Source organism: Nocardiopsis nanhaiensis (genome assembly GCF_054778635.1).
Window position 1 is genome coordinate 1 of record NZ_BAAGZJ010000074.1, and the last position, 12,570, is coordinate 12,570.

Below are 12,570 nucleotides of genomic sequence, written 5' to 3' on the forward strand. Positions count from 1 at the left end.
CGCGTGAAGGGCTTGACGAAAAACATAGAGGCACCCTTTCCCGATAGCCGCCAACCCGCCGTCGTAGCGGAGCGGGTCAAGGTGGAGCGCCGTTGACGCGCGAAGCGCTCGATGGCGACGACCTTGACGCGCGCAGCGGAGACGGCCACCATCACGCGGCGGGAAAGGAGGACACCCCAGCCCGAAAGGGAACCTCAGCCACAAGGACGCGGGCCAGGACGCGGGCGAAGGCGGGGGCCAGGGCCAGGGCAAGGACGACCCCTTGGAGCAGGACCACCGAACCCACCCGAGCCCCGCTACTGCGCCTGATCGCCCACCGTCACGACCACAGCCCGGGATGCAACCCAGGATGCAACTCGGGATACAGCCCGGGATCAGGTCTTGCGGAGGCGCACCCGGCTCACGCGGTGGTCGTCGCCCTTGTACAGCACGAGGGTCGCCCGCCCCCTGGTCGGGCGGATGTTCTCCACCAGGTTGACCTCGTTGATGGTGCGCCAGGTGTTGGCGGCGAACTCCAAGGCGTCGTCCTCGGCGACGGTCGTGGCCATGTGGTGGAAGTAGGAGCGCGGGTCCGAGAAAGCGGTGCGGCGCAGTTCCTTGAACCGGTCGAGGTACCAGTTGCGGACGTTCTCGACCTTGGCGTCGACGTAGATGGAGTAGTCGAAGAAGTCGGCCACGGCCAGGCGTCCGGCGGTCGCGGGCTGGAGCACGTTGATGCCCTCGACGATGAGGATGTCGGGGCGGTGGACGGTCTGGCGCTCGCCCGGCACCACGTCGTAGTTGAGGTGGGAGTAGACGGGGATATCCAGCCGTTCCGCCCCGGCCTTCATCTCCGAGACGAACCTGACCAGTGCCCGCCGGTCGTAGCTCTCCGGGAAGCCCTTGCGGCGCATGAGGCCTCGGGACTGCAGGACGGCGTTCGGGTAGAGGAAGTTGTCGGTGCTGACGAGCTCGACGTCCGGGTGGTTGGGCCACTGGGCGAGCAGGGAGCGCAGCAGGCGGGCAGTGGTGGACTTACCCACGGCCACGCTGCCCGCCACACCGATGATGAACGGCGAGGGCCGATCGGACTCGCCGAGGAAGGCGCGCACCGCCGCGTGCCGCTGCTGGGTGGCGCCCACGTACAGGTTGAGCAGTCGGGACAGCGGCAGATAGATGTCGCGCACCTCCTCAAGGGAGGTGGGGTCGTTGGTACCCCGCAGATCGCTGAGGTCGGCCTCGGTCAGAGACAGGGGCGTGGAGGCACGGAGGGCGGCCCAGGCCGCACGGTCCAGTTCCACGTACGGCGAGGAGATGCCGTTCTTCGTCGGGTGAGACACGGTTGACCACACTAGACGAGGGCCTCCCCCGATCCGGGCAGGTGGTCCCCCCATTGTCTAAGCTGGGACTGGAACGTGCTCGAAACCACACGTTCACCGGCGCGGCCTCGAAGGTTTTTTGGCCGGGTCCGGACGGGTGGAATCGGTTCCAGTCTGAGACAGGTGTAGGCCCCCCACCTGCGCGGTCTACCGCTCATACACCAAATGGTCTATACCGTTACCTGCGAAAACAACCAGTGGTATGGGCCACTGGTTGGTCGATCCAGCGCACCTTTTCGCCTACGCTGGCGGCCATGTGCGGAATCGTTGGCTACGTCGGGCCGCAACCGGCGCTAGAGGTTGTCGTAGACGGCCTCGCGAGGCTGGAGTACCGCGGATATGACTCCGCGGGTATCGCTTTGCTTGGTGAGGGGACCCTGCGCTCGGAGAAGCGGGCGGGCAAGCTCGCCAACCTGCGCCAGGCCTTGGAGGAGCGCCCGATCTCCGGGGAGGGCGCCGGGATCGGCCACACGCGCTGGGCGACGCACGGCGCGCCCAACGACGTGAACGCCCACCCCCACCTGGACAACGAGAACCGCGTCGCGGTCGTCCACAACGGCATCATCGAGAACTTCGCGTCCCTCCGCCTCGAGCTGGAGGAGCAGGGCTGCAAATTCCTCTCCGAGACCGACACCGAGGTCGCTTCCCACCTGCTCAGCACGCAGCTGGCCAAGCGCGGCGACGGTGACCTCGCCGGTGCCATGCGCGACGTGTGCAAGCGCCTCGAGGGCGCCTTCACCCTGGTCGCGATCGCCACCGACGACCCCGAGCTGGTCGTCGCGGCGCGTCGCAACTCCCCGCTGGTCGTCGGCCGCGGTGAGGGTGAGAACTTCCTGGCCAGCGACGTGGCGGCGTTCATCGCCCACACCCGCGAGGCCGTCGAGCTCGGCCAGGACCAGGTCGTGGAGCTGCGTGCCGACTCCGTCCTCGTCACCGACTACGACGGCAACCCCGTGGACGTGCGCGAGTACCACGTCGACTGGGACGCCTCCGCGGCGGAGAAGGACGGCTACGACTACTTCATGCTCAAGGAGATCGTCGAGCAGCCGAAGGCGGTCGCCGACACGCTCCTGGGCCGCGTCACGGTCGACGGTCAGCTCACTCTGGACGAGATGCGGCTGAGCCCCGCGGAGCTGCGATCGGTCGAGAAGATCGTCATCATCGCCTGTGGCACGTCGTACCACGCGGGCCTTATCGCCAAGTACGCGATCGAGCACTGGTGCCGGGTCCCCTGCGAAGTGGAGGTCGCCAGCGAGTTCCGCTACCGCGACCCGATCCTGGACCAGCAGACCCTGGTCATCGCGATCTCGCAGTCCGGCGAGAGCATGGACACCCTGATGGCGGTCCGCTACGCCCGCGAGCAGCGCGCCCGGGTCCTGGCGATCACCAACGTCAACGGGTCCACGATCCCGCGGGAGTCCGACGGTGTGCTGTACACGCACGCCGGCCCCGAGGTCGGGGTGGCCGCCACCAAGACCTTCCTCACCCAGCTGGCCGCGTGCTACCTGATCGGCCTGTACCTGGCCCAGGTGCGCGGGATGAAGTTCGGCGACGAGATCAACGCCGTGATCGCCCAGCTGGCCACCATGCCGGAGCAGGTAGAGAAGGTCCTGGACACGGTCGAGCCCGTCCGCGAGCTGGCCCACTCGCTGGCCGAAGCGGACACGGTGCTGTTCCTGGGCCGCCACGTGGGTTATCCGGTGGCTATGGAGGGTGCGCTCAAGCTCAAGGAGCTGGCGTACATGCACGCCGAGGCGTTCGCCGCCGGTGAGCTCAAGCACGGCCCGATCGCGCTGATCGAGGACGGCCTGCCGGTCGTCGTGGTGGTTCCGTCGCCCAAGGGGCGCAGTGTGCTGCACGACAAGATCGTGTCCAATATCCAGGAGGTGCGCGCCCGCGGCGCCCGCACCATCGTGATCGCTGAGGAGGGCGACGAGTCGGTGCGGCCGTACTCGGACGTGCTCATCGAGATCCCGGCGGTGCCGACCCTGCTGCAGCCGATCGTCTCGACGATCCCCATGCAGGTCTTCGCCTGTGAACTCGCCCTGGCCAAGGGCAACGACGTGGACCAGCCGCGCAACCTCGCCAAGAGCGTGACCGTGGAGTAGGACGTCTCCGAACGGGGCGTGTCATGCGGGGCCCGACCCCGCGGGCACGCCCCGTTCGTGTTCTCGGGGCACCGCTCCGGTCGCAAGCACTCCGAACAGGACCACGGCGGAAGCGGGTCAGTGCATGACGCGCGCGGCGTGGGCAGCGCGGGCGGCGTCGGCGTCCGCGTGCGTGGACAGCACCCCGTCGAGGTTGAGGACGTCCAGGATGCGGCGCAGCTGCCGGGGCGGGCTGGCGACCAAGAAGTGGTGCTGGGCCTCGGTGGCGGCCCGGGAGGACCGGACGAGGGCGTTGACCCCGGAGGCGTCGATGAACTCCACGGCGGACAGATCGACGACGGTACAGTTCTCGCGCGCGGCCGCGATCATGCGGGTGAAGACACCCTCGGCGGTGGCGATGTCGATCTCGCCCTCAAGGTGCACGACGATCACACCGTCGCACCGGAAGCGCTCCGGCTCCGAGCCCAGTACGGCCACGCCTTACTCCCGTGTTCGGGGTCGGTGGGGTTCTCTGCCGCCGTCGGTCAAATGCCGACATGCTTTGACAGCCTACTCCGCTCAGCAGGCGCCACCGTTGTCCTCGACGAGTTCGGGGCCGTTCCTTGGGGTGTCGGAGGCCTGTTCAGGCCGGTTCAGAACCGCAAATCGCCCAGACGATCTTTCCGTTGCCCTCGTCGGGATTCCAGCCCCATTCCCGGCTGAAAGCGGCGACCAGGCCGAGGCCGCGCCCGGATTCGGCGAAATGGTGCGCTTCGACCCGGACCGGCCCTCGCGGGTTGGGGTCGGCGACCATACAGATCACGGCGTCACCTTCGGGGGCCGGTCTCAGCTGAACGGTCACTCGGGTGCGCTCGGGCCGACCGTCCACCACCGCGTGCCTGCAGGCGTTCCCCACCAGCTCGGAGATGATGAGGCGGAGGTCCTCCGCGAGCTCCGGCATCCCCCATGCGGCCAGGCTCGCGGCCCCGAACTCGCGTGCCGACCGGACCGATCCCGGCACCGCCCCGAAGGAGGCAGCCGCCGCCGTGGAGGTGCGCGCGCTCTCGCCGATCCGCGGCCGCCCGAGTGACTGGCGCCACCACTTGCCCGCCTCCCCTTCCGGAGCCTCCGGCGTGGAGTGGCGCCCCCAGGATGCCCCGGTGTCCAACTCCGAGGGCATCAGCTCTGCGTTCATCACGGTCCTCACGGGTGATGTAGGTTCGCGCGTCCCTGTCCGCTACGTCCGCTCCGTGCCTTACAGACGTAAGGTACAGATGCACGTGCAGATCAATGTGCGGCAAGACTATAGGACGAAGTCGCCTTATCGGTAGGCCCCCTAGAGAAGAATTCGTCCCGCGGCGCCAAGGAATCCGCCATCAGCCTTCATGCCAGGCCAAATCAGCGCAGTGGATCACCGCAGCGACCTGTCGCCGGAAGAACACCATCGGTATACTGAGCGGTCGTTCGCGCCAATACCACTCCTAGGGAGGCGAAGTGGTATCCGACCCAATGCCGAACCACCAGGTCACACAGGATTTTCTGGCCAATTCCAGTGGTGGTCCCACCGTGCTGCGCATTCTGCTCGGCACCCAGCTGAGGCGGTTGCGCCAGGAGAAGGGCATTTCCCGCCACGACGCGGGATACGCGATCCGTGCTTCCCACGCCAAGATCAGCCGAATGGAGTTGGGTCAGGTCAGTTTCAAGCACCGTGACGTCGACGACCTGCTGAAACTGTACGGAGTGGACGACTCCGAGCAGCGCGAGGCACTCGTCGGGCTCATCTCCAGCGCCAACGCACAGGGCTGGTGGCACAAGTACGGCGACGTGCTGCCCCAGTGGTTCGGCGTCTACGTGGGCCTCGAGGAGGCCGCGTCCGTCATCAGGACCTTCGAGGTGCAGTTCGTTCCCGGCCTGCTCCAGACCGAGGACTACGCCCGTTCGGTCATCCAGCTCTCGCGCACGGCCACCTCGGACGAGGACGTCACCAGTCGCGTGAACATGCGCATGCACCGGCAGCGCCGGTTCACCGCACCGGACGCGGAGCCACCGCGCCTGTGGGCGGTCATCGACGAGGCCGCGCTGCACCGCCCCTACGGCGACGCCAAGGTGATGCGCGGCCAGATCGAACACCTCATGGAGATGTCCCGCCGCCCCAACATCACCATCCAGGTCGCCACGTTCGAGATGGGCGGCCACCCCGCCGCGGGCGGCCCGTTCAGCATTCTGCGGTTCCCGACCCCGCAGCTGCCCGACGTCGTCTTCCTGGAACAGCTGAGCAGCGCGCTGTACTTCGACAAGTTCGACGACACCAGCCGCTACGCGCAGACCATGGACCACCTCGCCACCCAGGCACCCCTGCCGGGGACCACTGAGAAGATCCTGGAGGGCTTCCTCGACCGCTACGAGGGCTGAGCCCGCACCCCACCCGCCTCCCACCACGTCGAGCGGACGCGCTTCGTGCGCGCCCGCTCTTTTGTGCCGCCTTGCTTCCGACCGCCCGGCCCAGTGCCGCCCGGACCTGTCCTGCCCGGACCGGAGCACCCACCGTGGGCGGCGGAGCGGGCACGGTGGGTGCCGCTGACTCCGGTTTCGTGTCCGCCTTCGGCCACGACTCGAAAACAATCCTGGAACGCCGAACCATCGGACGTTCCGGAGCGTTAGGCGTGACATGCGGTTCCACCATCAGCTTGCATCCGGGTGTCCCATAAGAACTTACAGATGCAATCACGGATGCACGTGCATGGACTACGCTTTGGGATCGAACAGGGATGAACGGACCGCCCCCTGTCGACCCCGCCGCCCTGGGACGAGGCAGCATCCGGTCGAAGCGGTCCGAACCGACGAGTACGGCGCGCTGGAGCCGCTTGAGGGCCACCCCGCTCACGAGTCCCCCGAAGTTCCAGGAGGTTGAGATGCACACGATCTACAACGGCGTTCCCGCGGACCGGCTGCAGGTCGCATGGTTCAAGAGCAGTTGGAGCAACCCGGACGGGAACTGCGTCGAGGTCGCCACGCTTCCTGGCGGCGACATCGCCGTTCGCAACTCACGCGATCCGAAAGGGCCGGCGCTGGTCTACACACCCGCCGAACTAGAGGCTTTCGTCCGCGGCGCCAAGACCGGTGATTTCGACTCGCTCCTGGATTGACCCAGAGGCCTGACCACCCCCGCTTCCCGGAAATCCCCCACCGGCAGACCAGCCCGGGAAGCGTGTCCGCGCCGTAGGCCCCGCGGTCGACCCCGAGTCCCGCGGAGGCCGCTTTCCGTCCACGGCGCGGACACGGGCGGAGCCCGGCACCAACCAGGTGCCGGGCTCCGCTTATGACCGCTCTCAGGCCGCTCCACGGCCGTTCCAGGGGCAGATCCAGGGAAGATCCAAGCCTAGAGGCGAGTGGGGTCGACCAGACCGTTGTCGCCGACCGGGGCCTTCTCCCACGGGAAGTGGGTGGCGCCGAAGGCGGGCTTCAGGTCGAACAGCCAGGCGGCCTTCTCGTCGTACTTGGCGAAGAAGGGCTTGCCGACCAGCTCCGGGTCGCGCGCCTGGATGAAGTGCAGGACGAAGACCTTCTCTCCCATGATCTCCGTCACACCGTCCACGCACACCTTGCCGGGGGTCGCCGACATCGACGGCCCGCGAACGGTCCGGGCCAGGCCCGAGACGCTCTTGTAGGCGTCCCGGAACAGCTCGTACGCCTCGGCCAGCGGCACCGCGAAGTAGTCCTGCGGGCCGGTGTCGCGCTCGACGAACATGTAGTACGGCACCATGCCGTGGCGCAGGTGCGTCCGCCACATGTCGGCCCAGGTGGCCGAGTCGTCGTTGATCGTGCGGATCACCGGCGCCTGGGTACGGATGACCGCGCCCGTGGCACGGATCCGGCGCACGGCCTCCTGTACGAGCTCGGGCTTCATCTCGTTCGGGTGCGTGAAGTGCGCCATGAACGCGAGGTTCTTGCCCGACTCCACGACCTTCTCGAACAGGCGGAGCGTGTCGTCCGCGTCCGGGTCGGTGGTGAAGCGCTGCGGCCAGTAGCCCAGCGCCTTGGTCCCGATGCGGATGGCCTCGAGGTGCTCGATCTCCAGCAGGGGCTCGATGTACTTGGAGATGACCCCCTCACCCATGATCATCGGGTCGCCACCGGTGAACAGGACACTGGTGACCTCGGGGTGGTTGCGCACGTAGTCGACCATCTGGTCGATCTCGCCGGAGGCGAACTTCAGGTCCGCGTCACCGACGAACTGCGCCCAGCGGAAGCAGTAGGTGCAGTACGCGTGGCACGTCTGCCCCTGCTTCGGGAAGAAGAGCACCGTCTCCTTGTACTTGTGCTGGATCCCCGGGATGGGCTCCTCGTTGCCCACGGTGGGCACGTTGAGGTCCATCTGGCCCGCGGGGTGCGGGTTGAGCTTGGCCCGGACCGTGTTGGCCGCCTCGTTCAGCTCCTTGCGCCCGGCACCCGCTTTGAGCAGGTCGGCCATCTTGGAGACGTCTTCCTGGGGAAGCATGTCCGCCTGCGGGAAGACCAGGCGGTACATCGGATCGTCGGGAGCGGCGTCCCAGTCGATCAGCTCGTCGATGACGTAGCTGTTGACTCGGAACGGCAGCACATGGGCCACCGCCTTGACCGCGAGCTGCTCGTCGGGTGCGAGACCGGCTCGCGCCGTGAGCTCGTCAAGGTGTTTCGTCGTGTAGGCCCGAAACCGACGTCCGGCGGACGGGGCCTGTGCCACGTCTGGCGTAACGCTCACGCCTCTCCTCTCCTGCGGTAGTGCAGGGGCCCTCCCAAGGGGAAGGAGGGCAGCCCTGAACCGGTGGTTCCGGCATACGGGTACCGGGGGACCACCGTGCGATGAAAATTCGGTTATCGGCTGTGTTCGGAGCGTGCCGCTCGCTCTTGCCAGCGACCGGATATACCCCGGCAAGAGGCTTTGTACCCACTCATCATGATTTACAGCCCTGACCTGGACACACTGGAAGTATCCTCGCATGGGCACACGAACCGGCCGCCCGCAGGCGTGGCCGAGCCGACCCGATAGCGTGTGACCGCATCACCCGGCGCCAAGCCGTGCGGCCCGGATGCGCGCGCCCGTGCCGTGGAAACGCCCGGACGTGAACGAACGGCACATAATACTCGCCAGGCAACACCAAGGAACCGTGTGAGGAAGCAGTGACCGGCACACCCGACGCGGACCCCCCGGCCCCGCGTACGTCGCCGCCGATCATCGCGGTGGACGCCATGGGGGGCGACAACGCTCCCCGAGAGGTGGTGCGCGGCGCCGTCATGGCCGTACGCGACCTGGGACTCCGCGTCCTGCTCGTGGGTCGGCGGACCGAGATCGCCGCCATGCTCGCCGAGGAGGGTGCGCTACGCGACATCCCGGTGGTGCACGCCGAGGACAACATCGCGATGCACGAAGGGGCCCTGGCCAGCTGGCGGCGCCCCCGTTCCAGCGCGGCCGTGGCCTGCCGACTGATCCGGCGGGGTGATGCCGACGCGCTGGTCTCCGCGGGCTCCACCGGGGGGATCGTGGCCACCTCCACGGTGCGGCTGCGCACCCAGCCGGGCGTACTGCGTCCGGCCCTGGCGGTGACGCTTCCCACCGGCCAGGTCCCCACGATCCTGGTGGACGCCGGCGCCAACGCCGACGCCAAGCCCGAGATGCTGGTCCAGTTCGCCCACCTGGGCTGCGCCTACGCGCAGACCGCCTTCGGCGTCGAACGGCCCCGCGTCGGCGTGCTGACCATCGGTTCGGAACCGGGCAAGGGCAACAAGCTCATCCGCAAGGCCAGCGAGATGCTGGCCGCCACCGCCGAAGGCTCCGAGGCCATGGACTTCCGCGGCAACATCGAGGGCCACGACCTCCTCACCGGCAGGGTCGACGTGGTGGTGACCGACGGCCATTCGGGCAACGTGGCCCTCAAGACCGTCGAGGGCACCGCCACCTTCACGCTCAACGCCCTCAAGGAGGCGCTCACCGCGTCCACGTTGGCCAAGGCCGGTGCGATACTCCAGCGGGGCGCCATGAAGAAGCTCCGTGAGCGTTTCGACAGCGAAACCTACGGAGGCGCGTCCCTGCTCGGCCTCAACGGCACGGTGGTCATCGCACACGGGGACAGCCGCGCCGAGGGCATCGCGCACTCGTGCAGGCTCGCCCACAACCTCGCGGGCGGCCGTATCGGGGACCAGATCCGCCGCCGGGTGCACCACCGTTCCCCCAACTGGCTCCACCGCCGTACCGAGGACCGCTGACCGGGTCCCGGGAGTACCGGGACAGGCCAGACTCAGCTTCCCGGGCGGGCGCGCCCGTGTCTGCGGCTGTGGTTGCGCCCTACCAGGAACCAGGCGAGGGCGCCGATGAGGGGCGCGAAGAAGACCAGGATGAGCCACACGGCCTTCATGCCCAGCTCCTCGGGCGAGAAGAGGATGCTGAACACCGCGGCGATGATCAGTCCGACCACGGCCAGCGCCACCGCGATGGTCAGGCCGAGGAGGGCGACCGCGAGTGCCCTCTCCGTGTCGATCGACTCAAAGGGAAACATGAGGGTGGACCTGCCTTTCCAAAGTGCCTGCGTACGACCCCGGGGACTGAGTCCACGCTAGGTCCGGCACCCCCTCTCGCTCGCCCTTCCGCAGACCGAACCGCGATGTGGCTTACGGCGGGGTACGGCCGGTGCTGGCGTCACTTAGGTACCCGCGGCCACCGACTTTCGTCGGTGTGTCCACAGCCGCGACGGCGGGCGGGTACGCCGTCAGGGCTCGAAGCGGCGCACGTAGCGGGCCTGCCAAGGGGTCTCCACCGCGTTCGACGAGTATTGCTCGCGCACGTAGGCGACGGCCTCCTCGGCGGGGACCCCGTCGAGTACCGCCAGGCAGGCCAGCCCGGTTCCGGTGCGGCCCCGGCCGCCGTGGCAGGCGAGTTCCACGCGCTCGTCCACCGCGCGCTCCCAAGCCCCGCGCAGCGCGTCCTTCGCATCGGCGTCGTCGGCGGGCAACCGGAAGTCCGGCCAGCGCACCCAGCGGTAGTCCCAGGGGAAGGTGGGCGGCTCGTGCCCCAGCAAGTACAGCGCGTACTCGGGTCTGGGGCCCTTCGGCAGGGGGTAGCCGAGGCCCCGGCCCCGGACGAGGCGGCCCGAGGGCAGGGTCAGCACACCTTCGGCTTCGGGATCCCACAGAGCACTCATGGGGGCGAGCCTAACCACGCTCGTCAGGCTCTACAGGGGTACGGGTGGCCTGTGGACAACTGGGCAAGAGAAGCGTGACCGGTCGGTAGGCTTAGATCATGGCCGACCCGCAGGAAGTACTCTCGCGACGGGTCCAGTCCGCCCTCGGCGCCGCATTCGGCCCCGAGTTCGCCGACACCGACCCCGTCATCCGCCCGTCCCAGTTCGCTGACTACCAGGCGAACGCCGCACTCGCGCTCGCCAAGCGCCTGGGCCGAAAGCCCCGCGAGGTCTCCGCGGCGATCATGGAACACCTCGACGTGTCCGACATCTGCCGCGACGTCGAGGTCAGCGGGCCGGGCTTCATCAACCTCACGCTCCGCGAGGACTGGATCGCCGACCAGGTGCGCCAGCTCCTCGACGACGCTCGCGTGGGCGTGCCCCTCCAGGACCGCCTCAACATCCCGCTCGACTACTCCGCTCCCAACGTGGCCAAAGAGATGCACGTCGGGCACCTGCGCACCACGGTGGTCGGCGACTCCCTGGCCCGGACCCTGGAGTTCCTGGGCCACAACGTCATCCGGCAGAACCACATCGGTGACTGGGGCACCCCCTTCGGCATGCTCATCGAGCACCTGCTGGAGGTCGGTGAGGGGTCCGACGAGGCCGATCTGCTGACGACCGACCCCAACGCCTTCTACCAGGCGGCGCGGAACAAGTTCGACGGCTCCGGTGAGGGCAGCGACGACTTCGCCGCCCGCTCGCGCCGCCGGGTGGTCGCCCTCCAGAGCGGTGACGAGGAGACGCTGCACCTCTGGGGCAAACTCGTCGGCCTGTCCAAGGTCTACTTCAACAAGGTCTACACGAAGCTCGGCGTCACCCTCACCGACGACCACCTCGCCGGGGAGAGCACGTACAACCCGATGCTCGCCGACGTGTGCGACGAGCTCGAGGCCAAGGGCATCGCCGAGGTCAGCGACGGCGCCCTGTGCGTGTTCCTCGAGGGCTTCACCGGCCGCGAGGACAAGCCGGTACCGCTCATTGTCCGCAAGAGCGACGGCGGCTACGGCTACGCCACCACGGACCTGGCCACCGTCCGCTACCGGGTGGACGACCTCAAGGCCGACCGCATCCTGTACGTGGTCGGCGCCCCGCAGGCCATGCACTTCAAGATGGTGTGGGCCACGACCCGCAAGGCCGGGTGGCTGCCGGAGAGCGTCGAGACCACCCACGTGCAGATCGGCAACGTGCTGGGCAGCGACGGCAAGATCCTGCGTACCCGCAGCGGCGCGCCGGTCCGCCTCATGCAGCTGCTGGAGGAGGCGGTCGAGCGGGCGGCGGCCGTGGTCGCGGAGAACCGCCCCGACCTGGACGCCGGGAGCCGGGCGGAGATCGCCTACAAGGTCGGTGTCGGAGCGGTGAAGTACGCGGACCTGTCGGTCTCGCACGACACCGAGTACGTGTTCGACTTCGACCGCATGCTGGCGCTGACCGGCAACACCGGCCCGTACCTGCAGTACGCGCAGGCCCGCATCCGCTCCATCTTCCGCAAGGGCGGGGTGGACCCGCAGCAGGTCGGCGGGCAGATCACGGTGTCCGAGGGAGCCGAGCGCGCCTTGGCGCTCAAACTGCTGGGCTTCGGCGCCGTGGTGGAGCAGGTCGGCGACCTCCTCCAGCCGCACCGCCTGTCCACATACCTGTTCGAGCTGGCGCAGAGCCTCACTTCCTTCTACGAGCACTGCCCGGTGCTGAACGCCGAGACCGAGGCGGAGCGCGAGTCGCGGCTGGCGCTGGTCTCCGTCGCGCTGCGCGTGCTGGTGCGGGGCTTGGACCTGCTCGGTGTGGAGTCGCCCGAGTACATGTAGGACCGGACACCGGCAGTACACATGCCAAGGGAGGGCCGGGGCGCGCGCCCCGGCCCTCCCTTCGTTTGTGCGCAGGTCCCGACCAGGGGTTCTCCCGGGTGGCCGG

At 68.3% G+C, this 12,570-nt stretch carries 12 protein-coding genes; 5 read left to right on the top strand and 7 right to left on the bottom strand.

Annotation, left to right across the window (positions count from 1 at the left end):
* Positions 1 to 151: 151 nt before the first annotated feature.
* Together ACYVD1_RS26805 and coaA are read right to left on the bottom strand one after the other, a co-directional pair.
* Positions 152 to 286, bottom strand: a complete 135-nt coding sequence (locus ACYVD1_RS26805; RefSeq protein ID WP_460777262.1) for a hypothetical protein — start codon at positions 284 to 286, stop codon at positions 152 to 154.
* 88 nt (positions 287 to 374) lie between these two features.
* The gene (gene coaA, locus ACYVD1_RS26810; RefSeq protein ID WP_460762804.1) at positions 375 to 1,280 is read right to left on the bottom strand and encodes a type I pantothenate kinase; all 906 of its coding nucleotides are present in this window, start codon (positions 1,278 to 1,280) and stop codon (positions 375 to 377) included.
* A 332-nt stretch (positions 1,281 to 1,612) separates the two neighbouring features.
* Here coaA and glmS point away from each other — a divergent pair, with 332 nt between their 5' ends.
* Positions 1,613 to 3,466, top strand: coding sequence for a glutamine--fructose-6-phosphate transaminase (isomerizing) (glmS, locus tag ACYVD1_RS26815; protein ID WP_460777263.1), 1,854 nt, complete (start codon positions 1,613 to 1,615; stop codon positions 3,464 to 3,466).
* Positions 3,467 to 3,583: 117 nt separating this feature from the next.
* Here glmS and ACYVD1_RS26820 read toward each other — a convergent pair whose 3' ends face one another.
* Positions 3,584 to 3,943, bottom strand: a complete 360-nt coding sequence (locus ACYVD1_RS26820) for an STAS domain-containing protein (RefSeq protein ID WP_460777264.1) — start codon at positions 3,941 to 3,943, stop codon at positions 3,584 to 3,586.
* A 145-nt stretch (positions 3,944 to 4,088) separates the two neighbouring features.
* Entirely contained in the window at positions 4,089 to 4,640 is a 552-nt protein-coding gene (locus ACYVD1_RS26825) for an ATP-binding protein (RefSeq protein ID WP_460777265.1), read from the bottom strand.
* 314 nt (positions 4,641 to 4,954) lie between these two features.
* Between ACYVD1_RS26825 and ACYVD1_RS26830 the strand changes: the two genes are divergently transcribed.
* Positions 4,955 to 5,857, top strand: coding sequence for a helix-turn-helix domain-containing protein (locus tag ACYVD1_RS26830; protein ID WP_460777292.1), 903 nt, complete (start codon positions 4,955 to 4,957; stop codon positions 5,855 to 5,857).
* Positions 5,858 to 6,357: 500 nt separating this feature from the next.
* Positions 6,358 to 6,591 carry a DUF397 domain-containing protein gene (locus ACYVD1_RS26835; RefSeq protein WP_460777266.1) on the top strand — a complete coding sequence of 78 codons (234 nt, stop codon included), beginning with the start codon at positions 6,358 to 6,360 and terminating at the stop codon, positions 6,589 to 6,591.
* 233 nt (positions 6,592 to 6,824) lie between these two features.
* Here the strand turns inward: ACYVD1_RS26835 and ACYVD1_RS26840 are convergent, their stop codons facing one another.
* Complete coding sequence (locus ACYVD1_RS26840) at positions 6,825 to 8,168, bottom strand: KamA family radical SAM protein (protein WP_460762808.1); 1,344 nt, start codon at positions 8,166 to 8,168, stop codon at positions 6,825 to 6,827.
* A 437-nt stretch (positions 8,169 to 8,605) separates the two neighbouring features.
* Between ACYVD1_RS26840 and plsX the strand changes: the two genes are divergently transcribed.
* Complete coding sequence (gene plsX / locus ACYVD1_RS26845) at positions 8,606 to 9,688, top strand: phosphate acyltransferase PlsX (protein WP_460777267.1); 1,083 nt, start codon at positions 8,606 to 8,608, stop codon at positions 9,686 to 9,688.
* Between the two features lie 32 nt (positions 9,689 to 9,720).
* Here the strand turns inward: plsX and ACYVD1_RS26850 are convergent, their stop codons facing one another.
* Both ACYVD1_RS26850 and ACYVD1_RS26855 read right to left on the bottom strand, forming a co-directional pair.
* On the bottom strand, positions 9,721 to 9,978 hold the full coding sequence (locus tag ACYVD1_RS26850; protein ID WP_460777268.1) for a PLD nuclease N-terminal domain-containing protein: 258 nt from the start codon (positions 9,976 to 9,978) through the stop codon (positions 9,721 to 9,723).
* Positions 9,979 to 10,188: 210 nt separating this feature from the next.
* Positions 10,189 to 10,620, bottom strand: a complete 432-nt coding sequence (locus tag ACYVD1_RS26855) for a hypothetical protein (protein WP_460777269.1) — start codon at positions 10,618 to 10,620, stop codon at positions 10,189 to 10,191.
* Between the two features lie 98 nt (positions 10,621 to 10,718).
* On the opposite strand from ACYVD1_RS26855, the gene argS reads away from it, so the two are divergent.
* Entirely contained in the window at positions 10,719 to 12,464 is a 1,746-nt protein-coding gene (argS, locus tag ACYVD1_RS26860) for an arginine--tRNA ligase (protein WP_460777270.1), read from the top strand.
* Positions 12,465 to 12,570: the final 106 nt, after the last annotated feature.

Coding starts and splice junctions, on each gene's coding strand:
- argS (WP_460777270.1), top strand. CDS start 10,719: ATGGCCGACCCGCAGGAAGTACTCTCGCGACGGGTCCAGTCCGCCCTC.
- glmS (WP_460777263.1), top strand. CDS start 1,613: ATGTGCGGAATCGTTGGCTACGTCGGGCCGCAACCGGCGCTAGAGGTT.
- ACYVD1_RS26830 (WP_460777292.1), top strand. CDS start 4,955: ATGCCGAACCACCAGGTCACACAGGATTTTCTGGCCAATTCCAGTGGT.
- ACYVD1_RS26855 (WP_460777269.1), bottom strand. CDS start 10,620: ATGAGTGCTCTGTGGGATCCCGAAGCCGAAGGTGTGCTGACCCTGCCC.
- ACYVD1_RS26835 (WP_460777266.1), top strand. CDS start 6,358: ATGCACACGATCTACAACGGCGTTCCCGCGGACCGGCTGCAGGTCGCA.
- ACYVD1_RS26825 (WP_460777265.1), bottom strand. CDS start 4,640: ATGAACGCAGAGCTGATGCCCTCGGAGTTGGACACCGGGGCATCCTGG.
- ACYVD1_RS26850 (WP_460777268.1), bottom strand. CDS start 9,978: ATGTTTCCCTTTGAGTCGATCGACACGGAGAGGGCACTCGCGGTCGCC.